The organism is Mycobacterium parascrofulaceum ATCC BAA-614 (assembly GCF_000164135.1).
Classification (GTDB): Bacteria; Actinomycetota; Actinomycetes; order Mycobacteriales; family Mycobacteriaceae; genus Mycobacterium; species Mycobacterium parascrofulaceum.
On record NZ_GG770560.1, the window covers coordinates 140,441 to 166,576 of the forward strand.

Annotated in this window: 28 protein-coding genes and 1 pseudogene; 10 read left to right on the forward strand and 19 right to left on the reverse strand. The window is 70.4% G+C overall.

From position 1 onward, the window contains the following. Positions 1 to 2: 2 nt before the first annotated feature. From carA to HMPREF0591_RS26925, 6 genes are all read right to left on the reverse strand, one after another. Positions 3 to 1,133, reverse strand: coding sequence for a glutamine-hydrolyzing carbamoyl-phosphate synthase small subunit (gene carA, locus HMPREF0591_RS26900; RefSeq protein ID WP_007171931.1), 1,131 nt, complete (start codon positions 1,131 to 1,133; stop codon positions 3 to 5). After that, a complete protein-coding gene (locus tag HMPREF0591_RS26905) occupies positions 1,130 to 1,630 on the reverse strand; it encodes a PH-like domain-containing protein (RefSeq protein WP_007171932.1) in 501 nt (166 codons plus the stop codon). The genes carA and HMPREF0591_RS26905 overlap by 4 nt, the downstream gene beginning before the upstream one ends. Beyond that, positions 1,627 to 2,931: a dihydroorotase gene (locus tag HMPREF0591_RS26910; RefSeq protein WP_007171933.1), complete on the reverse strand. Its 1,305-nt coding sequence runs from the start codon at positions 2,929 to 2,931 to the stop codon at positions 1,627 to 1,629. The genes HMPREF0591_RS26905 and HMPREF0591_RS26910 overlap by 4 nt, the downstream gene beginning before the upstream one ends. Next, a complete protein-coding gene (locus HMPREF0591_RS26915; RefSeq protein ID WP_007171934.1) occupies positions 2,928 to 3,887 on the reverse strand; it encodes an aspartate carbamoyltransferase catalytic subunit in 960 nt (319 codons plus the stop codon). The genes HMPREF0591_RS26910 and HMPREF0591_RS26915 overlap by 4 nt, the downstream gene beginning before the upstream one ends. Continuing rightward, complete coding sequence (gene pyrR / locus HMPREF0591_RS26920) at positions 3,884 to 4,456, reverse strand: bifunctional pyr operon transcriptional regulator/uracil phosphoribosyltransferase PyrR (RefSeq protein WP_007171935.1); 573 nt, start codon at positions 4,454 to 4,456, stop codon at positions 3,884 to 3,886. The genes HMPREF0591_RS26915 and pyrR overlap by 4 nt, the downstream gene beginning before the upstream one ends. A gap of 171 nt (positions 4,457 to 4,627) precedes the next feature. Beyond that, complete coding sequence (locus tag HMPREF0591_RS26925) at positions 4,628 to 5,056, reverse strand: cellulose-binding domain-containing protein (protein ID WP_040624152.1); 429 nt, start codon at positions 5,054 to 5,056, stop codon at positions 4,628 to 4,630. 195 nt (positions 5,057 to 5,251) lie between these two features. Here HMPREF0591_RS26925 and HMPREF0591_RS26930 point away from each other — a divergent pair, with 195 nt between their 5' ends. The 6 genes from HMPREF0591_RS26930 to HMPREF0591_RS26955 all read left to right on the forward strand — a co-directional run bounded on the left by HMPREF0591_RS26930 (position 5,252) and on the right by HMPREF0591_RS26955 (position 10,751). Continuing rightward, complete coding sequence (locus HMPREF0591_RS26930) at positions 5,252 to 5,884, forward strand: class I SAM-dependent methyltransferase (RefSeq protein WP_085981744.1); 633 nt, start codon at positions 5,252 to 5,254, stop codon at positions 5,882 to 5,884. A gap of 48 nt (positions 5,885 to 5,932) precedes the next feature. Then, positions 5,933 to 6,283 (forward strand): STAS domain-containing protein, encoded by a 351-nt coding sequence (locus HMPREF0591_RS26935; RefSeq protein WP_007171939.1) that lies wholly within the window; start codon positions 5,933 to 5,935, stop codon positions 6,281 to 6,283. Positions 6,284 to 6,326: 43 nt separating this feature from the next. After that, positions 6,327 to 7,532: a serine hydrolase domain-containing protein gene (locus HMPREF0591_RS26940; protein ID WP_040624215.1), complete on the forward strand. Its 1,206-nt coding sequence runs from the start codon at positions 6,327 to 6,329 to the stop codon at positions 7,530 to 7,532. 1 nt (position 7,533) lies between these two features. Beyond that, positions 7,534 to 8,073, forward strand: coding sequence for a GNAT family N-acetyltransferase (locus HMPREF0591_RS26945; RefSeq protein WP_007171941.1), 540 nt, complete (start codon positions 7,534 to 7,536; stop codon positions 8,071 to 8,073). 82 nt (positions 8,074 to 8,155) lie between these two features. Next, complete coding sequence (locus HMPREF0591_RS26950) at positions 8,156 to 8,881, forward strand: helix-turn-helix domain-containing protein (RefSeq protein ID WP_083212440.1); 726 nt, start codon at positions 8,156 to 8,158, stop codon at positions 8,879 to 8,881. Between the two features lie 214 nt (positions 8,882 to 9,095). Then, complete coding sequence (locus tag HMPREF0591_RS26955; RefSeq protein WP_007171943.1) at positions 9,096 to 10,751, forward strand: GMC family oxidoreductase; 1,656 nt, start codon at positions 9,096 to 9,098, stop codon at positions 10,749 to 10,751. Positions 10,752 to 10,962: 211 nt separating this feature from the next. Here HMPREF0591_RS26955 and HMPREF0591_RS26960 read toward each other — a convergent pair. After that, positions 10,963 to 12,250 (reverse strand): annotated as a pseudogene (locus tag HMPREF0591_RS26960) (MFS transporter); the annotation flags it as partial. 300 nt (positions 12,251 to 12,550) lie between these two features. Here HMPREF0591_RS26960 and HMPREF0591_RS26965 point away from each other — a divergent pair. Together HMPREF0591_RS26965 and HMPREF0591_RS26970 are read left to right on the forward strand one after the other, a co-directional pair. Beyond that, positions 12,551 to 13,327 carry a COG4705 family protein gene (locus HMPREF0591_RS26965; RefSeq protein WP_040624157.1) on the forward strand — a complete coding sequence of 259 codons (777 nt, stop codon included), beginning with the start codon at positions 12,551 to 12,553 and terminating at the stop codon, positions 13,325 to 13,327. Positions 13,328 to 13,331: 4 nt separating this feature from the next. Beyond that, positions 13,332 to 14,000 (forward strand): response regulator transcription factor, encoded by a 669-nt coding sequence (locus HMPREF0591_RS26970; protein WP_007171946.1) that lies wholly within the window; start codon positions 13,332 to 13,334, stop codon positions 13,998 to 14,000. Here the strand turns inward: HMPREF0591_RS26970 and HMPREF0591_RS26975 are convergent. Then, positions 13,982 to 15,403 carry a sensor histidine kinase gene (locus tag HMPREF0591_RS26975; protein WP_425270259.1) on the reverse strand — a complete coding sequence of 474 codons (1,422 nt, stop codon included), beginning with the start codon at positions 15,401 to 15,403 and terminating at the stop codon, positions 13,982 to 13,984. The two genes, HMPREF0591_RS26970 and HMPREF0591_RS26975, sit on opposite strands and share 19 nt — an antisense overlap. A gap of 59 nt (positions 15,404 to 15,462) precedes the next feature. On the opposite strand from HMPREF0591_RS26975, the gene HMPREF0591_RS26980 reads away from it, so the two are divergent. Then, complete coding sequence (locus HMPREF0591_RS26980; protein WP_007171948.1) at positions 15,463 to 15,714, forward strand: hypothetical protein; 252 nt, start codon at positions 15,463 to 15,465, stop codon at positions 15,712 to 15,714. Between the two features lie 11 nt (positions 15,715 to 15,725). On the opposite strand, the gene HMPREF0591_RS26985 is transcribed toward HMPREF0591_RS26980, so the two are convergent. The 6 genes from HMPREF0591_RS26985 to HMPREF0591_RS27010 form a co-directional block, all read right to left on the reverse strand. Beyond that, positions 15,726 to 18,578, reverse strand: a complete 2,853-nt coding sequence (locus HMPREF0591_RS26985) for an aminotransferase class I/II-fold pyridoxal phosphate-dependent enzyme (protein ID WP_007171949.1) — start codon at positions 18,576 to 18,578, stop codon at positions 15,726 to 15,728. Positions 18,579 to 18,656: 78 nt separating this feature from the next. Beyond that, positions 18,657 to 19,067: a hypothetical protein gene (locus HMPREF0591_RS26990; RefSeq protein WP_007171950.1), complete on the reverse strand. Its 411-nt coding sequence runs from the start codon at positions 19,065 to 19,067 to the stop codon at positions 18,657 to 18,659. Continuing rightward, entirely contained in the window at positions 19,064 to 19,570 is a 507-nt protein-coding gene (gene nusB, locus HMPREF0591_RS26995) for a transcription antitermination factor NusB (RefSeq protein WP_007171951.1), read from the reverse strand. The genes HMPREF0591_RS26990 and nusB overlap by 4 nt, the downstream gene beginning before the upstream one ends. Then, positions 19,567 to 20,130, reverse strand: a complete 564-nt coding sequence (gene efp, locus HMPREF0591_RS27000; RefSeq protein WP_007171952.1) for an elongation factor P — start codon at positions 20,128 to 20,130, stop codon at positions 19,567 to 19,569. The genes nusB and efp overlap by 4 nt, the downstream gene beginning before the upstream one ends. A 128-nt stretch (positions 20,131 to 20,258) precedes the next feature. Further along, positions 20,259 to 20,480 (reverse strand): hypothetical protein, encoded by a 222-nt coding sequence (locus tag HMPREF0591_RS27005; protein ID WP_040624159.1) that lies wholly within the window; start codon positions 20,478 to 20,480, stop codon positions 20,259 to 20,261. Between the two features lie 51 nt (positions 20,481 to 20,531). After that, positions 20,532 to 21,650, reverse strand: a complete 1,119-nt coding sequence (locus HMPREF0591_RS27010; protein ID WP_007171954.1) for a M24 family metallopeptidase — start codon at positions 21,648 to 21,650, stop codon at positions 20,532 to 20,534. 33 nt (positions 21,651 to 21,683) lie between these two features. Between HMPREF0591_RS27010 and HMPREF0591_RS27015 the strand changes: the two genes are divergently transcribed. Further along, entirely contained in the window at positions 21,684 to 22,391 is a 708-nt protein-coding gene (locus tag HMPREF0591_RS27015) for a B-4DMT family transporter (protein ID WP_007171955.1), read from the forward strand. Here HMPREF0591_RS27015 and aroQ read toward each other — a convergent pair. Genes aroQ through HMPREF0591_RS27040 form a run of 5 tightly spaced genes read right to left on the reverse strand, consistent with a single transcriptional unit; the run spans position 22,388 to position 26,130 of the window. Then, positions 22,388 to 22,837, reverse strand: a complete 450-nt coding sequence (gene aroQ, locus HMPREF0591_RS27020) for a type II 3-dehydroquinate dehydratase (RefSeq protein ID WP_007171956.1) — start codon at positions 22,835 to 22,837, stop codon at positions 22,388 to 22,390. The genes HMPREF0591_RS27015 and aroQ overlap by 4 nt on opposite strands. Continuing rightward, the gene (gene aroB, locus HMPREF0591_RS27025) at positions 22,834 to 23,922 is read right to left on the reverse strand and encodes a 3-dehydroquinate synthase (protein ID WP_007171957.1); all 1,089 of its coding nucleotides are present in this window, start codon (positions 23,920 to 23,922) and stop codon (positions 22,834 to 22,836) included. The genes aroQ and aroB overlap by 4 nt, the downstream gene beginning before the upstream one ends. Next, positions 23,919 to 24,464, reverse strand: a complete 546-nt coding sequence (locus HMPREF0591_RS27030) for a shikimate kinase (protein ID WP_007171958.1) — start codon at positions 24,462 to 24,464, stop codon at positions 23,919 to 23,921. Before HMPREF0591_RS27030 ends, aroB begins: the two co-directional genes overlap by 4 nt. After that, positions 24,464 to 25,678 (reverse strand): chorismate synthase, encoded by a 1,215-nt coding sequence (gene aroC, locus HMPREF0591_RS27035; RefSeq protein ID WP_007171959.1) that lies wholly within the window; start codon positions 25,676 to 25,678, stop codon positions 24,464 to 24,466. The genes HMPREF0591_RS27030 and aroC overlap by 1 nt, the downstream gene beginning before the upstream one ends. Before the next feature lie 32 nt (positions 25,679 to 25,710). Next, positions 25,711 to 26,130, reverse strand: a complete 420-nt coding sequence (locus HMPREF0591_RS27040) for an A24 family peptidase (protein WP_007171960.1) — start codon at positions 26,128 to 26,130, stop codon at positions 25,711 to 25,713. Positions 26,131 to 26,136: the final 6 nt, after the last annotated feature.

Genomic DNA, 26,136 nt, shown 5'->3' on the forward strand with positions numbered 1-26,136 from the left:
TGTCATTGGTGGCCCGCCATCAGGTCGATGAATTGGTCGAACAGGTATTCCGCGTCGTGGGGGCCGGCGGCGGCCTCGGGGTGGTACTGCACCGAGAACGCCCGCCCGTCGGCGAGTTTGACGCCCTCGACCACCCCGTCGTTGGCGCACGTGTGGCTGACGACGGCCCGGCCGAACGGCGTGTCGAAGGACTGGCCCGCCTCGCCTTCCAGCGCGAAGCCGTGGTTCTGCGCGGTCACCGCCACCCGGCCGGTGGCGTGGTCCATGACCGGGATGTTGATCCCGCGGTGGCCGAACACCATCTTGTAGGTGGACAGGCCCAGCGCCCGGCCCAGGATCTGGTTGCCGAAACAGATGCCGAACAGCGGGATCCCGGCGCCCAGCACCTCGCGGGTGAGCGCGACGACGTCATCGGCGGTGGCGGGGTCGCCCGGACCGTTGGACAGGAACACGCCGTCGGGTGCGATCTCGGCGATTTCCGCGAAGCTCGTCGACGACGGCAGCACGTGGCTGCGGACCCCGCGGCGCGCGAAGTTGCGCGGGGTGTTGGTCTTGATCCCCAGGTCCAGCGCGACCACCGTGAACCTCGAAGACCCCGGCGGCCCTTCGGGTTCCACGATGTAGCGCTCCGGGGTGCTCACCTCGCCGGCGAGATCGGCGCCCAGCATGGACTGCTGCCCGCGCACCCGCTCTACCAGCTCGGCCGGGTCGGCGAGCGCCGCACCCGAGAACACCCCCGCCTTCATCGATCCGCGGGTGCGCAGGTGGCGCACCACCGCCCGGGTGTCGATGCCGGCGATCCCGACGACGTGCTGGCGCACCAGCTCGTCCTCCAGCGTGCCGGTGGCGCGCCAATTCGACGCCCGCGGCGACGGGTCGCGCACGGCGTAGCCCGCGACCCAGATCTTGTCGCCGCGACTCTCGGCGTCCTCGTCGTTCCACCCGGTGTTGCCGATCTGCGGGGCGGTGGCCACCACGATCTGGCGGTGATAGCTGGGATCGGTCAGCGTCTCCTGGTAGCCGGACATGCCGGTGGAGAACACGGCCTCGCCGAGCGTCTGGCCGACCTTTCCGAACGCCGTTCCGGCGAAGACGCGCCCGTCCTCGAGTACCAGTAGGGCCTTATTCGTCACGCTGCTTCCTCTTCCAGCCACTCGGCGTACTCGTCGCGGTGGTTCGCCCGAAAGCCGGTGTCGAGCTCGACGCCCGACGGCAGCCGCCACCGAATCGCCAGGATGCCGATCCGGGCCACGGCCCTGCCCCCCATGCCGCGCTCCATGCGGATATCGGTGATCGCGTCTTTGGGAATCCAAATCGGCTGGGCCCGTTGGCGTTCCACCAAGATTCCGCCGGAGTAGCGGGTCAGCACCGCCTTGCTGCGGAAACCCAGATCACCGGCCGCGATCCGCTCCTTCCAGTCCGGCCCCATCATGGAACCGCAGTAGTGGCCGTGGGTGGTGATGATCGCCGCGCCCACCTGATCGGGCACCTCGGGCAGGTCGCCGATCAGTTCCGTCTGCCGCTGCGAGCGACGCTGCCAGCTGCGCATCATCAGCTGGATCACCACCGCGATCACCACCACCAGCACGGCCGCGAAGATGAGCGACCCCACAAGGGTCCCCGAATTCATGCCGGGCACTTCCCGTCTCGAGCGGTGACCTTGCCGCGCAGCAGGGTCGCCGTCACGGTGGCGGGCAGCTCCATCGACTCGAACGGCGTGTTGGCCGACCGGCTGGCCAGACCGGACCCGGAGACGGTCCAGGTGGCGTCGGGGTCGACCACCGTCAGGTTGGCCGGCTCCCCCACCTCCAGCGGGCGGCCCTGATCGGGCAGTCCGACGATGCGCGCCGGGTTCTCACTCATCACCCGGGCGACGTCGCGCCACGCCAGCAGCCCGGGTCGAACCATCGTCTGCACCACCACCGACAGCGCGGTCTGCAGCCCGAGCATGCCGGGCCGCGCCGCGGCGAACTCCACGCACTTCTCGTGCTCGGCGTGCGGGGCGTGGTCGGTGGCCACACAGTCGATGACGCCGTCGGCCAGGGCCTGGCGCAGCGCCGCCGCGTCGGCGGATTCCCGCAGCGGCGGGTTGACGCGATTGCGCCCGTCGTAGCTGGCCAGCCTGCTGTCGTCGAGCAGCAGGTGATGCGGGGTGACCTCCGCGGTGATCGAAATCCCTTGCCCCTTGGCCCACTTCAGCAGCTCGACCGTGCCGGCGGTGGAGGCGTGGCAGATGTGGACGCGGGCGCCGGCGTCGCGGGCCAGCAGCGCGTCGCGGGCGACGATCGACTCCTCGGCGGCCCGCGGCCAGCCCGAGAGTCCCAGCCGGGCGGCGGTGGGTCCCTCGTGCGCGACGGCGCCGACGGTCAGCCGGGGTTCCTCGGCGTGCTGGGCGATGAGCACCCCCAGGCCGGTGGCGTACTCGAGGGCGCGGCGCATCACCAGCGGGTCGTGCACGCAGATGCCGTCGTCGGAGAACATCCGGACCTGCGCGGCCCCGGCCGCCATCATGCCCATCTCGGTGAGCTCGGCGCCGGCCAGCCCGACGGTGACGGCGCCGACGGGGTGGACGTCGACCAGTCCGATCTGCTGGCCGCGGTGCCAGACGTGGTCGGTGACCACGGGGCTGTCGGCGACCGGATTCGTGTTGGCCATCGCGAACACCGCGGTGTATCCGCCCAAAGCCGCAGCGGCCGAGCCGGTTTCGATGTCCTCGGCGTATTCGCGCCCGGGCTCGCGCAGGTGGGTGTGCAGGTCGACGAAGCCGGGCAGCAGCACGTGATCCGTGGCGTCGATGACGTCGGCGTCTTCGGGGATGGCGAGCCCGGGACCGATCTCGGCGATCTGGCCTTCGAAGCCGGGGCCGCCGACCAGCACGTCGACCCGGTCACCCTCGCCGTACAACCGCACCCCGCGGATCATCACGCTCATGCCGCACCCTCATTTCCGGCCGACTCAGCGCCGATCAGCACATGGAACAGCACCGCCATCCGCACATGTACACCGTTGGAAACCTGTTGCAGCACAGCCGATTGCGAAGAATCGGCCACCGACGACGCGATCTCCATGCCGCGCAGCATCGGACCCGGGTGCAGCACCACCGCGTGGCCGGGCAGCATCGCCTGGCGGCGATCCGAAAGCCCGAAGCGGGAGGAGTATTCGCGCACCGACGGGAAGAAGCCGCCGTTCATCCGCTCGGCCTGCACGCGCAGCATCAGCACGGCGTCGGCGGCGGGCAGCTCGGCGTCGAAGTCGCCGGAAACGGTGACCGGCCAGCCGTCGACCCCGACCGGCAGCAGCGTCGGCGGGGCGACCAACACCACCTCGGCGCCCAGGGTGTTCAGCAGCATGACGTTGGAGCGGGCGACCCGGCTGTGCAGGATGTCGCCGACGATCACGATGCGCCTGCCCTCGATGCCGCCGAGGCGCTGGCGGATGGTCAGCGCGTCGAGCAGCGCCTGCGTCGGGTGCTCGTGGGTGCCGTCGCCGGCGTTGATCACCGAGGGGCCGGCGTGGTCGTCGGCGCATGTCCAGTCGGCGAGCAGGTGGGCTGCGCCGGAGGCCGGATGGCGGATGATCAGCGCGTCGGCGCCGGCCGCACGCAGCGTCAGGGCGGTGTCGCGCAGCGACTCACCCTTGCCCACCGACGACCCGGCCGCGCTGACGTTGACCACGTCGGCGCTCATCCACTTGCCGGCCACCTCGAACGACACCCGGGTGCGGGTGGAGTTCTCGTAGAACATGGTGATCACCGTGCGCCCGCGCAGCGTCGGCAGCTTCTTGATCTCGCGGCCCACCAACGCCTCGGCGAACCGGTCCGCGTCGTCGAGGATGGCGGTGGCCTCGTCGCGGCTGAGGTCCCCGGCGGCCAGCAGGTGACGCGTCATCGCGAGATCACCACCCCGTCGCGCCCGTCCTGCTCGCCGAGCAGCACGTGCACGCTCTCGCTGCGGGAGGTGGGCACGTTCTTGCCGACGTAGTCGGCGCGCAGTGGCAACTCGCGGTGGCCCCGGTCGACCAGCACCGCCAGCTGCACCGCCCGCGGGCGACCGACGTCGCGCAGCGCGTCCAGCGCCGAGCGCACGGAGCGCCCGGAGTAGAGCACGTCGTCGACGAGGATCACCAGCGCGTCGTCGATGCCGCCGGCCGGGATCGAGGTGGCCTCCAGCGGCCGCGGCGGTTTCTGCATCAGGTCGTCGCGGTAGAGGGTGATGTCCAGACCGCCGTGGCCGACCTCCACGCCGCTGAACTCGGCGATGTGGGTGGCCAGCCGCTCGGCCAGGATCACGCCGCGGGTAGGGATGCCCAACAGCACCACCCGGGGGGCGTCGGGCCCGTCCAGAGCGGTCTTTTCGATGATCTGATGCGCGATGCGGGAAATGGTGCGACCGACGTCGGCCGCCGACATCAGTTCCCGGGACCCACGGCCTGAGCCGCTGTCGTCCACAGCACCCATGCGAGACTTGACCTCCTTCTCCGCCTCGCCGGACGGATCGTTAAAGGATGTCGACTGCCCGGCAGCGTAGCACCTCCTCGGGGAGCGCCGGCGGGAGGCACGGGCGGGCGGCGCCACCGATCGACCGGACCGTCGGCGGCCACGGGTCGAGCCTTCAGCGCGCGGCCGCCCCTAGGTGCACGGATATTGCCCGTTGAGCAGACAATTCGACGGCGGTGAGAAGGAGCCGGTCAGCACGCCACGGAGACCACCGGTGGCCGATCCACCGGGTGCGATGCTGCGATTCCAGTTCGCGGGGGTGAGCACGTAGTGGGTGCCCGATTGGGTGATGGCGCTGTTCCACGTGTGCAGCACGGATTGTCCCGCCGGCATGTCGAAGTCCAGCCGCCAATCGGTGAGCGGCACCGTGCTCAGGTTGGTGACGGTGAAGTTGGCGATGAAACCGGTCTGCCAGGCATGTTCGACCGCCAACGTCGCCCTGGCCGCGGCCGCATGAGCTACCGGGCTGACGGCGAATCCGAGGACGACGACTATCAGGGCCGACACCGCGACGTGAAGCGCTGTGCGCCAGCGCTTCACGCGATCGTCCGGTTCGGCCATGCGGCCAACAGTAAAACCGGACCGGCGAGATCGGCGCCCGCATCGCGGGCACGCTGCCGTACCTTTGCCCAACCGAAACCGTCATGAAATTTTGGCCTCGCCCCAACGTCGCTGACCGGCCGATTCACGGCGTCAACGCCCTCGAGCGCGGTGGACGCTACCCTGGCGGAAATGACCGGCTCGGGATTCTCGGGATTGCAGCGGATGGACTTCGACGCGCTCTACCGCGGCGAGAGCCCCGGCGAGGGGATCCCGCCGATGGCCACGCCGCCGTGGGATACCAAGGCACCCAAGGACAGTGTCGTCGCGTGGCATGGCGGCGGCTGGGTCCACGGCGACGTCCTGGACATCGGCTGCGGGCTCGGCGACAACGCGATCTACCTGGCGCGAAACGGGTTCCGGGTCACCGGGCTCGACATCTCGGCCACCGCGCTGGTCACCGCCCAGCGGCGGGCGCACGAGGCCGGGGCGGACGTGACGTTCGCGGTGGCCGACGCCACCAAACTGGAGGGATTCACCGACGCGTTCGACACGGTGATCGACAGCGGCATGTTCCACTGCCTCGACGACGACGGCAAGCGCAGCTACGCCGCGGCGGTGCACCGGGCGACCAGGCCCGGCGCGACGCTGTTGATCAGCTGCTTCTCCGACGCCAATGGCCCCGACGAGCGATGGCCGCGGCCGTCGGTGTCCGAGCAGACGCTGCGCGACGTGCTCGGGGGCGCGGCCTGGGACATCGAATCGCTGGAGCCCGCCACGATGCGTCGCGAGGTGGACGGCGCGCAGGTGGAGATGGCGTTCTGGTCCGTGCGGGCGCGGCGGCGCTGATCCGGCCCGGGTGGTCGGGCGTCGCGGAGAAGACAGTACGTTCGAACCGTGAGCGAGGAGTTCTTCGTCACCCGCCGCGATGCCGGTGACGCGGTGGTGTTGCAGGTCAACGGGGTGGTGGACATCATCACCGCGCCCTCGCTCGCCACGCACATCGACGTCGCCCTGTCCGGCACGCCCGCGGTGCTGGTCATCGACCTCACCGAGGTGGATTTCCTGTCCTCCGCCGGCATCACCGTGCTGGTCGAGGTGCATCGCCTGACCGAGAACAGCCCGACCTCGCTGCGGGTGGCGGCCGACGGTTCGGCCACCAGCCGGCCGCTGCGCATCGTGGGCCTCGACGAGTTCATCGACCTCTATCCCACCGTCGCCGAGGCGCTGGACGGGCGACAGTCCTAGCGTGACGATCGCGCGGCCCGGGCACGACGCTAACCTCAATCGGGTGAATCTCGACGTCAATGGCGCCTCCATCCGCGAAGTGTGCGACGCGGGCCTGCTCGCCGGTGCGCTGACGATGGTGTGGCAGCGCGGAGAAGTGCTGCAGGTCAACGAAATCGGTCATCGCGACGTGGACGCCGGCCTGCCGATGCGGCGCGACACGCTGTTCCGGATCGCCTCGATGACCAAGCCGGTCACCGTGGCGGCGGTGATGAGCCTGGTCGACGAGGGCAAGCTCACGCTGAAGGACCCGGTGGTGCGCTGGGCGCCGGAGCTGGCCGACCTGCGGGTGCTCGACGACCCGCACGGCCCGTTGGACCGGACGCACCCGGTGCGGCGCGCCATCCTGATCGAGGACCTGCTCACCCACACCAGCGGCCTGGCCTACGGCTTCTCGGTCTCCGGGCCGATCGCCAAGGCCTACATCCGGCTGCCGTTCAACCAGGGCCCGGACGCCTGGCTGGCCGAGCTGGCCAAGCTGCCGCTGGTGCATCAGCCCGGCGACCGGCTCACCTACAGCCACTCCATCGACCTGCTGGGCGTCATCGCGGCACGCATCGAGGGCAAGCCGTTCCACGAGGTGCTCGACGAACGCGTGCTGGGCCCGGTGGGCATGCCCGACACCGGGTTCTTCGTGTCCCCCGAGGCGCGCCGCCGCGCCGCGACGATGTACCGGCTCGACGACCGGGGCCGGCTGCACCACGACGTGATGGGGCCGCCGCACATCACGCCGCCCTCGTTCCCCAACGCGGGCGGCGGGCTGTGGTCGACCGCCGACGACTACCTGCGGTTCGTGCGGATGCTGCTCGGCGACGGGACGATCGACGGGGTGCGCGTGTTGTCGCCGGAGTCCGCCCGCCTGATGCGCACCGACCGGCTGACGGACGAACAGAAGCGGCACCACTTCCTCGGGGCGCCGTACTGGGTGGGCCGCGGCTTCGGCCTGAACCTGTCGGTGGTGACCGACCCCGCCAGGAGCGCGCCGCTGTTCGGGCCGGGCGGGATCGGGACGTTCAGCTGGCCGGGCGCCTACGGGACGTGGTGGCAGGCCGACCCGGGCGCCGATCTGGTCCTGATCTACCTGGTGCAGAACATGCCCGACATGTCCGCGGACGTGGCGGCGGCCGTCGCCGGCAACACCTCGCTGGCGAAACTCCAATCCGCGCAACCGAAATTCGTCCGCCGCACCTATCAAGCGCTCGGCCTCTGACGTGGTCGATTACCCACCCGACCGCATCACGGGGCCCCGGCTGGTGCTGCGCCGGCCCGTGCTCGACGACGCCGGCGCGCTCTTCCAGCGGGTGGCCCGGGATCCCGAGGTCACCCGGTACCTGATGTGGTCGCCGCACCCGGACGTGGCGGCGACCCGGCGGGTGATCACCGAGAAGCTCAACGCCACCCCCGACGAGCGGACGTGGGTGATCGAGCTGCGGCACAGCGGTGACGTGATCGGGCTGGCCAGCTGCCGGCGCCCGGTGCCGCACTCGGTCGAGATCGGGTATTGCCTGGGCCGGCGGTGGTGGGGCAAGGGCCTGATGGTCGAGGTTCTCGACATGCTGCTGGACGCGCTCGACGGCGACCGGGGGGTGTACCGGGTATGGGCCACCTGCAACGTCGAGAACGTGCGGTCGGCGCGGCTGCTGGAGCGCGCCGGCTTCGTGCTGGAGGGACGGCTGGCCCGCCACGCCGTCTACCCCAACCTGGGCGTCGAGCCGCAGGACAGCCTGCTGTACGCGCGGATCCTGCGCTGAGCGCCGCATCGAGCCAGTGCCGTTGAACTATTCGGAGGGGTAGCAGCGTTCACTCAGGATGACCGGTGGCGAGTGAGGTGGTGTGACGAATCGCAAACCATCGTCGCCGCGGCGCGGCGGCGAACCCGATGAGCGGCCTCAGGAAACCTGGAGCTCGGGGCGCGGAGTCTTGGACGGCGCCTTCCGCCTATTGCAAGCGTTGCCGCAGAGCGGCCGCGAACATCAACACAGTGAACTGGCGCGTATCACCGGGATTCCGCGCTCGTCGGTCTACCGTCTGATGTCGCAATTGGAGGCTGTCGGCGCGGTGGAGCGTCTGGCCGACGGGCACTACGTGCCGGCGCCGCTCCTTTCGGACATCGCGCGCCATGCGGATCCGCACGCAGCGCTGCGGGCGCAGGGCTTGCAAATCATGCATGCCCTGCGCAGCCGTACCGGGGCGACGGTCTCGCTCGTTGTCCCCACCGCGCACGGCTCCAAGGCGCTCGAAGTGGTGCCAGGCGGAGTTACCCTCCCCACCCCCATCTACGCCGGCATCGCGATGCCGCGCACCTCCGCGGCGGCCCTGATCTTCGACCCGAGCGCGGCGCCGGAACGGGCCAACCCGGTGGACGGCTGGGCCCACGATGACGCGCGGGTGCATGCCGGGTTGACGTGTTATGCGTCGGCCATTCGTGTGGCCGGACGTACCGAAGCTGCCCTGCAGATCTCGACTCCGGCCGACAGGCCATCCAGCCGGTTTGCGGTCCTCATTCGCCGTGCCGCGGAACGTGTCGCACAACAGCTGTCAGCAGCATCGAATTCCTAACGGCGGGAGCATGTTTCGCGCGCGTCAAGAACAGGAAGATTCGCTTTCGAGTAAATCCCGCCTCTCCCGTGTGGTCGCTGTCCGCTGAGCGGACAGACGCATGACTAAGAACCTCCGCGTGCCTAGCTTTGAGTTCACAAGGCGCCCGAGGGCCGGCCCAACCCACCGGGGTGGCGGCATGACGGGGCGAAGCCGCGACGAATGGAGTCGTTTGATGACAACGCGTTCCAGTGTCCAGGAGGGAGACGTCGACCGTATTGCCCGCTACACCGACCGCGAATTCGACCGCACGGTGCAGGCCAACCAACGTCACCTGCGTGCCGCGTTGCGCAGCGTCTACGACTTCGTGGTGTGCGGCTCGGGTTCATCGGGTTCGGTGGTCGCTCGCAGATTGGCCGAAAATCCCACCACTCAGGTCCTCCTGATTGAAGCCGGCGGCGCGGACAACGTGCCGGCCGTCGTCGACCCCACCGCTTGGCCGACGAACATCGGGGGCGACCGGGACTGGGGCTATACCAGTGAATCCGAACCCAGCCTCGGCGGCCGCCGCCTCCAGATGGCGATGGGCAAGGTGCTCGGCGGCGGATCCAGCATCAACGCGATGGTGTGGTCACGTGGGCACGCCCGGGACTGGGACCTTTTCGCGGCCGAGTCCGGTGACCGTTCATGGAGCTACCAGTCGGTGTTGGACGTCTATCGACGAATCGAGGACTGGTGCGGCGATCCCGATCCGCGGCGGCGCGGCACGGGTGGGGAGGTTTTCGTTCAGCAGGCGCCCGATCCTCATCCCGTCGCTTTGGCGATGCTGCAGGGGGCCAAGGCGATTGGGATACCGCACTACGAGAACGCGAACGGCCGCATGATGGAGTCCAATCGCGGCGTGGCGCTCGGCGATTTGCGTCTCTGCGGCGGGCAGCGGCTGTCCACGTTCCGCACCTACACCTATCCGCTGATGGACCGCCCGAATCTGACGGTGCTGCCCAACGCGTTGGTGACACGGGTCGTCGTCGACGGCCGCCGGGCGGCTGGTGTAGAGATCATCTACCGGGGGCAGCTGCACACGATCTCGGCCGCCGCGGAGGTGGTGCTCTCGCTGGGTGCGATCAACACCCCGAAGGTTCTCATGCTGTCGGGGCTCGGCGACCGTGATGAACTCCGCGACGCCGGCGTCGACGCCAAGCATCACCTACCCGGCGTCGGGAAGAATCTCCAGGACCACACCGCGTTCGACTGCGTCTGGGAATACCCCGATGGCGCGCTGCCACTGCGCAACAACGGATCGGAAGTGGTTGTGTTCGAGCGGATCACTGCCGCAAGCGACGCCCCGGACATATTCATCTGGCAGGCGGAGGCGCCGCTGTCCACACCGGAGAACATCGCCCGATACGGGCTTCCGGAGTCAGGGTGGACGTTGTTCTCCGCGATCGCGCACCCCCGCAGCCGCGGGCGGATACGGCTTTCGGGCGCCGATCCGCTGGCACCGCCGCGCATCCATACCAACGCGCTGACGGAACGCGCCGACGTCGACGTGGCGCTGGCCTGCATTGCGCTGTCCCGTGAGATCGGCAACTCCGTGGAAATGAGACCGTTCGTCAAGCGCGAGGTGATGCCAGGCGAGTTGGACGGCGATCGGCTGGAATCGTTCGTCCGCAACGCGACGCGGACCTTCTGGCATCAGTGTGGCACCGCGAAGATGGGACGCGACGAGGTGTCCGTGGTTGACGGCGAGCTGAAGGTGTACGGGGTCGAGAACCTGCGTATCGCCGATGCGTCGATCATGCCCCGCATCACGACGGGAAACACCATGGCGCCGTGCGTGATCATCGGCGAGCGTGCCGCCCAAATGCTCAAGTCCGAGCATCGGATCTAGCCGCCCAGCAAGACGGCCGATCCACCCGCAGGTTTTTCGTACAGGAGCCGTCTTCGTCGCCAAATCGTTCACCGAGTACACGCTGCGCGGGACGGTAGCAAACGACCCGCATGGGGCTGCCCCGCCCAGCAATCGCCTTCCGGTGTGCGTCCAGGGCGGGAATCCTCGGCGTGTCGCCGCCGCACCCGCACACTCGAAACCGTGAGTGCACAGGCGATCTCGGGCTATCCGGCGCCTCAGCGCGATCGCGGAGCGCCGACCACCTCGCGGCCCGGTCCCGACGGCGAGGCGCGTGCGGATGGTCGTGGCCTGCCCGGCTCGGCGGGCACCAGCGGGACGGCCGCCAGCGGGAACAACGCGCACAGCGCCCAGGCCGGCGGGTATCCGGCGGCCACGATCAGCCCACCGAAGAGCGGCGGCCCGGCGGCGGCCATCAGCCGCTGGGTGGTGTTCTGCACCCCCAGGGCGCGGCCGCTCCAGAATTGCCCGGCGAACTCGGTGATGGCGGTGGCCTCGAGCCCGTTGTCCAGCACCGCGATCACCGCGACGGCGACCATCAGCAACACGTCGTAGCCCGACCCGCCGTTGTCGGTGAGGGCGAGCAGGACGAGGGCCGCCGCGCCGGCGGCGGCGATGACGCGGACCGGCCGCATCCGGGAGCCGACGCGATCCGACCAACGTCCGACCGCGATCCGTCCGACCGCACCCAGCAGCTGGCAGACCATGACCAGCCCGCCCGCGCCGGCCACCGACCAGCCGCGGCGATCGATCAGCCACACCAGCATGAACGTCACCGTCACCGTCTGCGGCACCATCAGCAGGGCACCGACGGCGTGGATCCGCCACAGTACGGACGACCCGCGATACGGGCTGGCCAGCTCCGCGTCGGTGGCGATCTTGCGCGATTTCCGCGGCGGGTCGACGATCCCCAGCGCGCTGGCTACCGCCGCCACGGTGCACATCAGCGCGAGGAACATCAGCCCCGAACGGGGGCCCCGCTCGGACAGCTCGGGGATCACCATCGCGCCCAGGGCGATGCCCAACGGCTGCGCGGTCTGGCGAATGCCCATCGCCAGGCCCCGCTGGTGCGACGGGAACCACGCGGACACCAGCCGGCCGCCGGCGGTGTTGCAACTGGCCGCGGCCATCCCGCCGAGAAACAGGAACGCGCCCATGGCCAACATCGAATGCGACGACGCCGCGCCGTAGGCGCCCGCCGCGGTGAGCGCCGACCCGGCCGTCAGCACGATCCGCTCCCCGACGCGGTCCAGGACCCAGCCCCAGAGCACCAGCGTCGCCACCATGCCCCAACTCGGCATGGACGACAACAGGCCCGCCTCGGCCAACGGAATGCCGCGGCGCGCCTGCAGCGACGGGATCAGGAACGCGACGCCGTTGATGAACAGGAACGACGTCGCCGTCACCCCCAGGGAGACGACCATGAGCGACCAGCGCGTGCCTGCGCCGAGTTCGTCGGCGCTCCTGGGCTCGAGGGACATCACCCCATGGTGGCACGACCTTCGCCGGGCGCTCGGCTGCACGACGCCGGCGGCGTGCCGTAACTCATTGAACCTTAAGGTTTTTGATAACGAATCGGCGGCGGTCGGGTATGGCAGGACGCGTCCGGATCACGTTATCCGTTGTGCGACTTCACTTTTCGTGGACCTGCGCGCGACGGGCGCGCACAGGATGGACACAGGAACTTCTCATGCGCGGACTCAGCGTTTTCTCAGCGCGGCTACCCTAGAAATACCCCAACGACGACATTGGATGATGCGACACCGGAAAGATGGCTGTTGATGAGTGACGTTTCGCGGCAGGCGCTGACGAAGGTGCCCGCGGTCACCCTGGGCTTCTGGGTCGTCAAGATCCTGGCGACCACATTGGGCGAGACGGGCGGGGACACCGTCACGATGACCCTGAACTGGGGATACGCGGCGGGGGTCGCGCTGTTCGGCGTCGCGTTGGTGGCGCTGGTCGCCGCTCAGATCTTCGCCGAGCGCTTCCACGCCGCCCTGTACTGGGCGACGATCGTGGCCTCCACGACGTTCGGCACGACGTTGGCCGACTTCGCCGACCGATCGCTCGGGATCGGCTACACCGGCGGGTCGCTGGTGCTGCTGGGTTGCCTGCTGGCCACGTTGGGCCTGTGGCGCTGGTCGGAGGGCACCGTCTCGGTGACCACCGTCTCGACACCTAAGGTGGAGGCCTTCTATTGGGCGACAATCACTTTCTCGCAGACCCTGGGCACCGCGCTCGGTGACTGGCTCGCCGACACCCGCGACTTCGGTTACGAGCGCGGGGCGTTGGTGTTCGCCGCGGGCCTGGCCGTGGTCGTCGCGCTGTACTACTGGACCGCCGTCTCGCGCGTCGCGTTGTTCTGGGTCGCGTTCATTCTGACCCGGCCGTTGGGCGCGACGGTCGGCGACTTCATCGACAAGCCGGTCACCGACGGCGGCCTGGCGCTGAGCCGCCCGCTGGCTTCGGCGGTGATCGCGGCGATCATGGTGGCCTTGGTCGTCGTCTTGCCGCAGCGTCCGGGGCGCCACCCCGGCGCCGTCGCCGAAGAGGCGTGACGGCATGAGGGTCCTGCTGGTCGAGGACGAGGCGCGGCTGTCGGCGACCCTCGCCAGGGGGCTCAAGGCGGAGGGATTCGTGGTGGTTGCCGTGGGCACGGGAGTCGACGGCCTGCGGGAGGCGGTGGACAACAACTTCGACGTGGTGATCCTCGACATCATGCTCCCCGGCCACAGCGGGTACGAGGTGCTGCGCCGGATGCGGGCGCGCAACGTGTGGACACCGGTGCTCATGCTGACCGCCAAGGACGGGGAGTACGACGAGACCGACGCGTTCGACCTGGGAGCCGACGACTACCTGACCAAACCGTTTTCCTTCCGGGTGCTCGTCGCGCGGCTGCGCGCGCTGGTGCGCCGCGGCGTGCCGCAGCGGCCGGCGGTGCTGACCGCGGGGTCGCTGCTGCTGGATCCCGCGCGGCACAGCGTGCAGCGCGGCGCCAACCCGATCACGTTGACCCCCCGGGAGTTCGGTGTGCTCGAATTCCTGATGCGCAACAAGGACATGGTCGTCACCAAGGCCGACATCCTGCGCAACGTGTGGGACGCGCACTATCACGGGCCCGACAACGTGGTCGAGGTTTACGTGGGATATCTGCGCCGCAAGATCGATATACCGTTCGGCACCAACACCATCGAAACGATCCGGGGTGTCGGTTACCGACTGTCTGGATGAGGCCCGCGGTGCGGCAGGGACACGATGAACCGGCTCCCGCCGCCCGGCCGGTCGTCGATGGTGACCGTGCCGCCGTGCGCGGCGGCGACCTCGGCGACGATCGCGAGGCCCAGGCCGGCTCCCCCGCCGCTGCGGGCCCGGTCCGAGTCCAGCCGCACGAAGCGTTCGAACACCCGGGCCCGGTCGGCCGCCAAAATTCCGGGGCCGTCGTCGCTGACGGTGAGGATCGCCGTGCCGTTGCGGCTGCCGACCTCCAGGTGGACAAACGAACTGGCATGGTGGACGGCGTTTTCCATCAAATTGCGGACCATCCGCGAGAGGGCCACCGGGTCGCCGGTGCACCGCACCGGGCACGTGTCGGCCTCGACGGCGCAGGGCGCGTCCCGGCGCGCCCGGGCGACCTCGGCCCGGGCGACGTCGTCGAGGGCGACCTCCTCTTGGCGGCGCAGCAGGCTGCGCTCGTCGGCGCGGGCCAGCAGCAGCAGATCCTCGATCAGCGTGTGCATGCGTTGCGCCTCGGGGAGCAGGGTGTTGATCGCGAGTTCCGCGTCGAGCAGGTCCGGGTGCGCCTCGGCGACTTCCAGCCCGGAGATGATGGTGGCCAGTGGGCTGCGCAGTTCGTGCGACGCGTCGCCGACGAAGCGTTGTTGCGCGCGGTGGCCGGCCTCGATCCGCGACAGCATCCGGTTCATGGTGACCGCCAGCGCCGCGATCTCGTCGCGGCCGTTCGGCACCGGCACCCGTTCGGCCAGATCCGATGCCGAGATCTCGGCGACCCGCGCGCGGATCGCGTCCACGGATCGCAGCGACCGGCGCACGAGCCAGAACGTCGCGCCCGCCGCCACCGCGATGACGATGGGCGCACCGCCCGCCAGCAGCAGCGCGACCGTCCGCGCCGTCGCCTCGACCGTTCCGCTGCCACCCCCCACGAGCACCGTGTAGTCGCCGAATGCGGTGGCCACCCGCTGCCCGCTGACCCGCATGTCGTCACCCGCCACGGCGTCGTCGGACAACCCCCGCCGCAGGCCGTAGCCGAAGGCGGTGACGGGAACGAGCGCCGTGGCGGGCGCCGACCGCGACCGCCTGATCACCTTGCCGTCGGGGGCGACGACCTGGACGGCGACCACCCGTTGGTCGGTGCTGAACAGGGTGCCGTCGAGCGCGGCTGGCGGATCGGACTGCAATTCCTTCGCCACGTCGCGGACCCTTTCCGCGGACGCATAGTCGACGCCGGCCAGCAGCGACCGATACAGGATCGCGTCCAACCCCGCGCCGGCGAGGGCGAGGGCGCACAGCACGACGCCCGCCGCCACCGCGGCCGAGCGGGCGGGGATGCCCCAGTGCGGGAGGCGAGGCAACTGCACGCCTCCGATTCTGCAGGGCAGGGGGCCGGCGGGAAACACCGAGTTCAGCGCGCTTCTCAGCGCCCTCTCAGCGACTCCCGCCTAGGCTGAATCCCGTCATGTCAGGTACTGCACGCCTTGCGCGCCGCACCAACCGCGCGACCACACGAATACTGGCCTTCCTCGCGATCGTCACGGGCTTGGGGCTGGTGGGGGCGGCGCCGGCCGGCGCCGACACCAGCCCGTTCAATACGCTCAGCTGCAGCTGTCCGGAGACGGCCCCGGCGGGCAGCCCCGCCCGCAGCGACGAGATCAAGCGAGGGATCCGGCAAGGCGAACTGGGCTGGCCCCAGGGTCCGCCACACAACTGACCGCCCAGCCGCTAGGCCGAGGCGTCCTCGCTGACGACGTGGTCGGCGCCGTCGCCGTTGCGCCCCCCGTTGAATCCCTTGGCGTCCGAGGGCAGCTCGAAGGCGGCCACCGCCGAGCCGACGGCGGCCGTCGCCGCGTTCCGCTGGGCCTCCATCCGCGCCAGCGCGGCCTCGGTGAACACCGACAGCCCCAGGTCGGGGTTGTATCCGTGGATCTCCTTGACGTCGAGCTGGGCCAGGAAGTAGACGATCTCCTTGGAGACCACCTGACCGGGAACCAGCACCGGGAACCCCGGCGGGTAGGGCACCACGAACGTGGTGGACACCAGCGTCTTGCCCTCGGCCAACCGGCGCCCCGCCATGCCGATCAGGACGTGCTCGCGGTCGGACTCCTCGTATCCGGCGTAGAAGGCCGACCGCATGTCGCCGAAGATGCACGCGTCGACGGGCCGGAAGGCGACGTCGAACTCGCTGAAGTCGGGCAGGTGCGGCAGGTCCTGCGTGATCTCCTCGACGTGGCGCGCGTGCAGCGCCCGGTCGGCGACGCTGGCCGCGTCATCGGAGCGGTCGAAATCGATTGCCACCCTGCGCAACACGTCGAGCAGGTAATGCACGCTCGACCATGTGACGCCGATGGTGAAGATCAGCAGCACGCTGTTGATCGAGGTCTTGTTGATCTGGATGCCGAAGCGCTCCATCAGAATTTTCTCGCGGAAGTCGTACCCGTTCATCCCCGTCTTGCCGACGAACAGGGTCACCCGCGTCGCGTCCAGCACGAACTGGTCGGAACGCCACGCCTCGTTCCACTCGGCCAGCGCGCCCTGGCGGACCTCGCGGTAGGAACTCACCGACGACGCGCGGAACTCTTCGGGCACCAGGTCGGACTCGTCGAGGATGCGGAACCACTTGCTGATCAACCGGTCTCGCCGAACGCGGTGCCGGAAGACCAGCGCCATGTCGTAGGTCTGCCGGACCAACTGGAAGCCCTCGATGTCCACCTGCCGCCGCGCCAGGTCCAGCGACGCCAGCAGTTGCTGGTTCGGTGAGGTCGAGGTGTGGGTCAAAAACGCCTCACCGAACGCGTCGCGGGTCAGCGCGTTGAAGTCCTGGTCGCGGACGTGGATCATCGACGCCTGGCGCAGCGCCGACAGCGACTTGTGCGTGGAATGCGTGGCGTAGACGCGGACGCGGGCGCGGGCCGGGTCGGGCAACAGCGGGCGGTCGACCCACTCCGACCGGTCGACCCGCTCCATCTCGGCGGCCCAATTCCGGTATTCCGCGGCGTATTCCGGCGACGCCAGCATCTGCTCGACGCGCTCGGCCGCCACCATCGCCGTCCGCTGCCGCGCCCAGGGCACGGCCGTGGCGAAGGCGTACCACGCCTCGTCCCACAGGAAGCAGATGTCCGGCTTGATGGCCAGCACCTCCAGCATGACCTGCAGCGGGTTGTACACCACGCCGTCGAAGGTGCAGTTGGTCAAAAGCAGCATGCGCACCCGGTTCAGCTGTCCGGCGGCCTCCAGGTCCAGCAGCGTCTGCTTGATCGTGCGCAGCGACACCGCCCCGTAGATGGCGAACTGCGGCAACGGGTATGCGTCCAGGTACAGCGGGTAGGCGCCGGCCAGCACCAGCCCGTAGTGGTGCGACTTGTGGCAGTTGCGGTCGATCAGCACGATGTCGCCCGGGCGGGTCAGCGATTGCACGACGATCTTGTTGGCCGTCGAGGTGCCGTTGGTGACGAAATACGTGTGGTCGGAGTTCCACGTGTGCGCGGCCTTGTCCATCGCCTTCTTGATGTTGCCGTGCGGGTCGAGCAGCGAGTCCAGGCCACCGGAGGTGGTCGAGGTCTCGGCCATGAAGATGTTGCGGCCGTAGAACTCGCCCATGTCCTGCAACGACTTCGAGTTGAAGATGCTGGCGCCGCGCGCGACGGGCAGCGCGTGGAACTGGCCGACCGGCGCGGCCGCGTAGGCGCGCAGCGCGTCGAAAAAGGGTGTGGCGTAACGGTTGCGGAGTCCGGCGAGCACGGTGCTGTGTAGGTCGGTGACGTCGTTGAGCCGGTAGAACGTGCGGTCGTAGACGTCGGGCTCGGTGTCGTCGCCCGCCGCGATCGACTCGTCGGTCAGCAGATAGAGGTCGATGTGGGGCCGCAGCTCCCGGATCCACTCGCCGCATTCCACCCAGTCGTTGGCGCGGTCGGGGATATCCACGTCCTCGTTGGCCCCCAACAGGGAGTTCATCAGCGGCAACCGGTCGCGCGACCGCAGCGGCAGGTCGTCGCGGACGATCGCGGCCTGGATCTCTCCGTTCAGCGCGACGGCGGTGATGGCGTCCTCGACGCTGGGCACCACCAGGACCTCGAACTGCACGTCGTCGGACGGGTTGCGCAGGGCGCGCAGGCATTCGGCGAGGCAGTCGGGGGCCGTCGCGGGCGCGTCGTCGGCGAGCAGCACGGTGTAGAACTGCTGCTGCTTGGCCTGGGCCACCAGCTCCTGGTCGCCCAGCGGCGCGGAGGTGTCGAAAAGGCCTGCGCGGTCGCCGTATTCGCTCAACAGCCGCACCGCCATGGAGACCTCTTCGGTGAGCCGCACCGTGGACAGGCTCTCCAGATGCGCGCGGAAGGTCGCCAGGTTCTTTGCGCCCGGGTACAGCCAGTACCGCTCGTAGGCGGCGATGCGGTCCATCAGGCGTTTCACCCGGGCCACGTCGTGGGTCTTGTCGTGGCCGGCCAGGTCGACCTCGGCGAGGTGGCGGCACGCGTCGTCGAGCAGGTTCCAGGTGTCGACGCGGGCGTAGGACGGGTTGGCCACCGCCGCGAGCGCGGAGACCCGAAGTCGTCGCGGCTGGGTGGTGTATCGAATCATGACCTCACCTGTTCTTCTGAGCGACTTGTATTCTCACCCCGCCGCGGTGCCGACGTGATCGTTTCGCATCAGCTCCCCTCAGCTGTTCAGTTCGTCGTCATCCTCGTCGGCGTCCACGTCGGCATCCACGAGGCGCCGGCCGGGGCGGGTGCCGTCCACCCAGCGCAGCACCGGAAGGTCCCAGCGACGCGCCGGCAGCTCGGTGACGTCGGACAGCGATCGCACCACGGCCTGGGTCAGGCCCATGAGCGCGGCCATCACCGGCAGCAGCGGCTGCAGCGGTCTGGCCGCGGTGCGGACCGTGCTGATGCGGCGGGCCACGATCAGCCGCTCGACGCAGTGATACAGCCAGGCGCCCACCGCCAGCGCGTAGATCGACAGCGCCGACGCGACGATCGTCCACCCGAACGCGGCGCACACGACGGCACCCAACACCACCGTCGCGGCCAGCAACCCTGCGACGACGGCGCGCAGTTCCAGCCGGGTCACGCCTGGTGTTCCTCGTTTTCCGGCGCGGCGGCCGCGTGGCCGCGGACCGCCGCGGCGGCCGCCCGAATCTGCGGCGTCACCAGCATGACCTGGCCCAGCACGCCGTTGACGAAGGCCGGCGACTCGTCGGTGGACAGCTCCTTGGCCAGCTGCACGGCCTCGTCGACGGCGACCGGCTCCGGGACGTCGTCGGCGTAGAGCAGCTCCCACACCGCGACCCGCAGGATCGCGCGGTCCACCGCGGGCAGCCGGTCCAGCGTCCAGCCCTGCAGGTGCGAGCTGATCAGGTCGTCGATGTGGGCGGCGTGCTCGCCGACCCCGCGGGCCGCCGCGACGGTGTAGGGCTGCAGCGGCGCCACGTCGGGGTTCGCCGCGGCCAGGGTGGCGCGCACGTCGACGACCTCGGCCGGGCCCAGCCCGCGGGCCTCGGCCTCGAACAACAGGTCAACGGCACGCTTGCGGGCCTGGTGGCGGCCTTTAACCGGTCGCGCGGGCCTGCTCACGCGTTGACGCGCCCCAAATAGCTGCCGTCGCGCGTGTCCACCTTCAGCTTGTCGCCGGTGTTGATGAACAGCGGCACCTGGATCTCGGCCCCGGTTTCGACGGTGGCGGGCTTGGTGCCGGCGCTGGACCGGTCACCCTGCAGGCCCGGCTCGGTGTGGGTGACCTCCATCTCGACCGACACCGGCAGCTCGATGTACAGCGGCGCCCCGTTGTGGAACGCCACCTGCACCGGCAGGCCCTCGAGGAGGAACCGAGCGGCGTCGCCGACCAGCGACTCCGGCAGGGGGTGCTGCTCGTAGTCCTGGCTGTCCATGAACACGAAGTCCGAGCCGTCGCGGTACAGGTAGGTGGTGTCGCGCCGGTCGACGGTGGCCGTCTCCACCTTCACCCCGGCGTTGTAGGTCTTGTCGACCACCTTGCCGGACAGCACGTTCTTCAGCTTGGTGCGCACGAAGGCCGGGCCCTTGCCGGGTTTGACGTGCTGGAACTCGACGATCTGCCAGAGCTGGCCGTCGATCACCAGCACCAGTCCGTTCTTGAAATCGGCGGTGCTTGCCACGGTTCGGTGTATCTCCTAGAGGATGGACGGTCGTTCGCGACCGTCTGCAATTTGTCCGTCAGTCTAGAGCGCGCCGCGGCCCGGTCTCGCGGGTCGCGCCCGCGCCGGTGAGGCGGAAAGCTCCCGCCTTACCGGCCGGGCTCGGTCGGCTCGCTTGGCGAAGGGGGCACCCGCTTGATCATCGTCAAGAAGGGCACGCTCAGCTTCTTCCCGCCGAAAAACGGCACCGGGACGGTGAAATAGACGATGTCGACCTCCAGCCGCAGCTCCCGCAAGGGCTGGGCGTTCAGCTCCCATCGGAAATCCCGCAGGCGCGCCAGCCCACGTTCGATCGGCTCCACCCCATTCACGCCACCCGACTTTACCCCGGACGGCCGGGCCGCCGAACCGCGCGGTTGGCCCTAGTCGAGGATCGCCAGCTCCTTGGGGAACCGGGTGAGCAACTCCGGCGCCTGCCCGCGGGTCGCCGCCGCCTCGCCGGGCACGACCAGGGTGTCCTCGATGCGCACGCCGCCACGGCCCGGCAGGTAGACGCCCGGCTCGACGGTCACCACCGAACCGGCCAGCAACGTGCCGGTCGACGTGGCCCCGATTCCCGGCGCCTCGTGGATCTGCAGCCCCACGCCGTGCCCCAGCCCGTGGCCGAACTGCTCGCCGTAGCCCGCGTCGACGATGAGTCCTCGGGCGGCGCCGTCGACGTCGCGCAGGCTCGCCCCGGGCCGCAGCGCCTCCCGCCCGGCCCGCTGGGCGTCGGCGACCAGCTGGTAGATCTCCAGCTGCCAGTCGGCGGCCCTGCCGAGCACGAAGGTGCGGGTCATGTCGGAGTGGTAGCCGGCCACCAGCGCGCCGAAGTCGATCTTGACGAAGTCGCCGGTGGCCAGCGCGGCGTCGGTGGGGCGGTGATGCGGGATCGCCGAATTCGGGCCGGCGGCCACGATGGTCTCGAACGAGATCGCGTCCGCGCCGTGGTCGAGCATCAGCGCCTCCAGCTCGCGGCTCACCTCGCGTTCGGTTCGCCCGGGCCGCAGACCGCCCCGCTCCACCAGGTCGGCGAGCGCGGCGTCGGCCGCCTCGCAGGCCAGCCGCAGCAGGGCCACCTCGCCGTCGTCTTTGACCTCCCGCAGCGCCTCGACGGTCCCGGCGGCCCGCACCAGCTCGGTGGCCGCCTTGCGCTCGCCGAGTTCGCCGGTCAGGACGTCGAAGGCGTCGACGGTGACCACGTTGCTCTCGAAGCCCAGCCGCCCCACACCGTCGTCGGCGGCCCGGCCCACCAGGTAGCGGCCCAGGGCGCGCTCGATGGCGATCTCGAGCCCCGGCGCCTGCTCCGCGGCCTGGGTGCGATACCGACCGTCGGTGGCCAGCACCGCGCCGCGATCGTCGGCGAACACCAGCAACGCGCCGTTCGATCCGGTGAAACCGGACAGGTAGCGAACGTTGTTCAGGTCGCTGACCAGCATCGCATCCAGCCCACCGGCCCGGATTTGCGCTTTCAGGTTGTCCCGGCGCTGAGAATGTGTCACGACCCTTGACGGTACTCGCTACGCTGATTGCCCATGAGGAGCTGGATGTTGCGCGGATTGGTGTACGCCGCGGCGATGGTCGTGGTCCGCTTGTTCCAGGGGGCGTTGATCAACGCGTGGCAGACGCAGGCCGGGCTTTTTAGTGTGGTGCTGTTGCTTCTGTTCATCATCGGGGTGGCGGTCTGGGGGGTACTGGACGGCCGGGCCGACGCCATCGCGAACCCGGACCCGGACCGGCGGCGCGACCTGGCGATGACGTGGCTGCTGGCCGGCCTGGTGGCCGGCGTCCTGTCGGGGGCCGTGTCCTGGCTCATCGCGCTGGTGTACAAGGGTCTCTACACCGGGGGCCTGATCAACGAGTTGACCACGTTCGCCGCGTTCACCGCGCTGTGCGTGTTCCTGCCCGGGATCATCGGCGTGACCGTCGGCCGGTGGCGGGTGGACCGCAATCCCCCGCCCCGCCGGCCGGGGACGGACGAGGAGCGGGCCGACACCGACGTGTTCTCCGCGGTGCGCGGCGACGACGCGCCGACCGGCGAAATTCCCGCGGCCGGGGCGCAGCACGAGGAGCGGACCGCGGCGGTCGCCACGGCCGAGCGGGAGGCGCCCACCGAAGCCGTGGGCACCGCGGAGCAGGAAGCCCCGACCGAAACGATCGCCAAGACCGAGGACGACCCCAAGACCGAGGTGATCCGCCCCGTCGGCGACGAGCACACCAAGCCGGACGCCGGCAAGGATTAGCCCGCGGCGGACTCCGCCAGGTAGCGCAGGGCGAGCAGGTAGCCCTGGACTCCCAACCCGACGATCACCCCCGTCGCGACCGGGCTGAGGTAGGAGTGGCGCCGGAATTCCTCGCGCGCATGCACGTTGGAGATGTGCACCTCGATCAGGGGTGCGCGCAACTCCGCGCACGCGTCGCGCAGCGCCACCGAGGTGTGGGTCAGGCCGCCGGCGTTCAGCACCACCGGTTCGCCCGCGTCGGCGGCCGCATGGATCCAGTCCAGCAGTTCGGCCTCGTTGTCGCTTTGCCGCACAACGGCTTTCAGGCCGAGCGCGGCGGCCTCCCGCTCGATCAGCGCGGCCAGTTGCTCGTGCGTGGTGTCCCCGTAGACGTCCGGCTCGCGCCGGCCCAGCCGGCCCAGGTTCGGGCCGTTGATGACCTGCACGTTCACGTTCCCCGCGCTCATCGGGCCCCCTCGTCGGACAGCCCCGCGTACGCCGCCGCCAGCAGCGACGGGTCGGGCCCGGCGAGCCGCCCCGGCTTGGCCAGCCCGTCGAGGACCACGAACCTCAGCACGCCGGCCCGCGATTTCTTGTCCTGGGCCATGAATTCCAGCAGCTGCGGCAGCGCGTCGGGCTCGTAGCTGACGGGCAGGCCGAGCGCGGACAGCACGGCGCGGTGGCGCCGCGCGGTCGCGTCGTCGAGCCGCCCGGCGAGGCGGGCCAGCTCCGCGGCGAACACCAGCCCCACCGACACGGCCGCGCCGTGCCGCCACTCGTAGCGTTCCCTGCGTTCGATCGCGTGCGCCAACGTGTGGCCGTAGTTGAGGATTTCGCGCAGCTCCGACTCCTTCTCGTCGGCGGCGACCACCTTCGCCTTGACCGCGATCGAGCGCCGGACCAGCTCCGGCAGCACGTCACCGGTGGGGTCCACGGCCGCCCGCGGGTCGGCCTCGATGAGGTCGAGGATCACCGGGTCGGCGATGAACCCGGCCTTGACCACCTCGGCCATCCCGGCGACAAGTTCGTTGTGCGGCAACGTCTCCAGGGTGGCCAGGTCGACCAGCACCGCCAGCGGCTGGTGGAACGCGCCCACCAGGTTCTTGCCCGCGTCGGTGTTGATGCCGGTCTTGCCGCCGACGGCCGCGTCGACCATGCCGAGCAGCGTGGTGGGAATGTGCACCACGTCGACGCCGCGCAGCCAGGTGGCCGCCGCGAACCCGGCGACGTCGGTGGCGGCGCCGCCGCCCAGGCTGACCACCGCGTCCTTGCGGTCGATCCCGATGCGGCCGAACACCTCCCAGAGGAAGCCGACGACCGGCAGGTCCTTGCCGGCTTCGGCGTCCGGGATTTCGATGCGGTGCGCGTCGACGCCCTTGTCCGCCAGCCGGCCCCGGATCGCCTCGGCCGTCTGCGCCAGCACCGGCTGGTGCACGACCGCCACCCGGTGGCGGTCGCAGAGCAGCTCGACGAGCTGGTCGCCCAGGTCGGTGCCGATCACCACCGGGTAGGGCGGGTCGACGGCCACCTGCACGGTGACTGGCGCGGTCATGTGGCGGCCTCCGCGTGGGCGTTCTCGGGTGTCTGCAGGCGGGACACGATGTAGCGCACCACCGCCCCGGGGTTGCGGCGGTTGGTGTCGACCCGGATCGTCGACACGCGGCGGTAGAGCGGGACCCGTTGCGCCATCAGCGCTTTGTACTTCGAGTACTTCTCCGCCTCGTCCGTCGCGGCCAGCAGGGGCCGCACGGCGCTGCCGCCGGTGCGCCGCACGCCCTCGCCGGCGCTGATCTCGAGGTAGATGACGGTGTGGCCGGCGAGCGCCTCGCACACCCCCGGGCTGGTGACGGCCCCGCCGCCGAGCGACACCACGCCGTCGTGATCGGCCAACGCGGCGCGCACCGCCTCCTCCTCGATCCGGCGGAACTCGCGCTCGCCGTCGGCGGCGAAGATGTCGGGGATGGTGCGGCCGGTGCGCTGCTCGATCGCCGCGTCGGTGTCGAGGAACCCGACGCCGAGCGCCTTGGCCAGGCGCCGCCCGATGGTGGACTTGCCCGAGCCCGGCAACCCGACGAGGACCGCCCTGGGCGCCATTACGCGGTACCCCGGGCGGCCGGCGCTTCCCGGTCGGCGACGGCGCGCTGGTAGGCCTCGATGTTGCGGCGGGTCTCGGTGAGCGAATCGCCGCCGAACTTCTCCAGCGCCGCCCGTGCCAGCACCAGCGCCACCATCGCCTCGACCACGACGCCGGCGGCCGGCACCGCGCACACGTCGGAGCGCTGGTGGATGGCGACGGCCTCGTCCCCGGTCGCCATGTCGACGGTGGCCAGCGCCCGCGGCACGGTGGAGATCGGTTTCATGGCGGCGCGCACCCGCAGCGGCTGCCCGTTGGTCATGCCGCCCTCGAGCCCGCCGGCGCGGTTGGTCGAGCGGACCACACCGTCGGGTCCGGGGTACATCTCGTCGTGGGCGCGGCTGCCGCGGCGGCGCGCCGTCTCGAAGCCGTCGCCGATCTCCACGCCCTTGATCGCCTGGATGCCCATCACGGCGGCGGCCAGCTGGCTGTCCAGCCGGTTGTCACCGCTGGTGAACGAGCCCAGGCCCACGGGCAGGCCCAGCGCCACCACCTCGACCACGCCGCCCAGGGTGTCGCCGTCCTTCTTGGCCGCCTCGATCTCGGCGATCATCGCCGCCTCGGCGGCCTTGTCGAACGCGCGAACGGGGCTGTCGTCGATGGCGGCCAGATCCTCCTGGCGCGGCGGCGGGCCGTCGTAGGGCGCCGACGGGCCGATCGCGATGACATGGGAGAGCACCTCGACGCCGAGCGCCTGGCGCAGGAAGGACCGCGCGACCGTGGCCGCGGCGACGCGGGCGGCCGTCTCCCGGGCGCTGGCCCGCTCCAGCACCGGCCGGGCGTCGTCGAAGCCGTACTTGAGCATGCCGGCGTAGTCGGCGTGGCCGGGGCGCGGGCGGGTGAGGGGTTCGTTGCGCGCTGACTTTTCCAGGTTGGCCAGGTCCGCGGGGTCGACGGGGTCGGCGGCCATCACGGTTTCCCACTTGGGCCACTCGGTGTTGCCGATCTCGATGGCGATGGGGCCGCCGAGCGTGATGCCGTGGCGCACCCCGGACAGCACGGTCACCGCGTCGCGCTCGAACTTCATCCGCGCGCCGCGGCCGTAACCGAGCCGGCGGCGGGCCAATTGGTCGGCGATATCGGTCGAGTTGACCTCCACGCCGGCCACCATGCCCTCGAGCATGGCCACCAACGCGCGGCCGTGCGACTCCCCGGCGGTGATCCAACGCAACACCCGAACATCTTCCCACGGGGTCCGGCGCGGGCTTAAATCCCGACGGCCAGCCCGACCGCGGCGGCGGTGGCCAGGCACATCGATGGGCCGTGCGGCACCGTTCGCGCGCGGCACACCACCGCGAAGAGCGCCGTCAGCAGCGGCGCGGCCAGCGCCGCCAGGAACCACACCCCCGCGCCGAAACTGCCGGCCAGCGCGCCCAGGCCGACCGCCAGCTTGACGTCTCCGGCCCCCATCCCCACCGGCGCGACGACGTGCACCAGCAGGTAGATCGCGGCCAGCGCCGCCGCCCCGGCCAGGGCGTCCCCGCCGCGCCCGGCCCCGGTGGCCGCCACCAGGATCACCCCGGCCCCGGGCAGCGTCAGCGGATTGGGCAGCCGGCGTTCGCGCACGTCGTAGCCGCTCAGCGCCGCCAGCCAGACCAGGACCACGACCGTCGCCGTCACCCGCATGCCGGG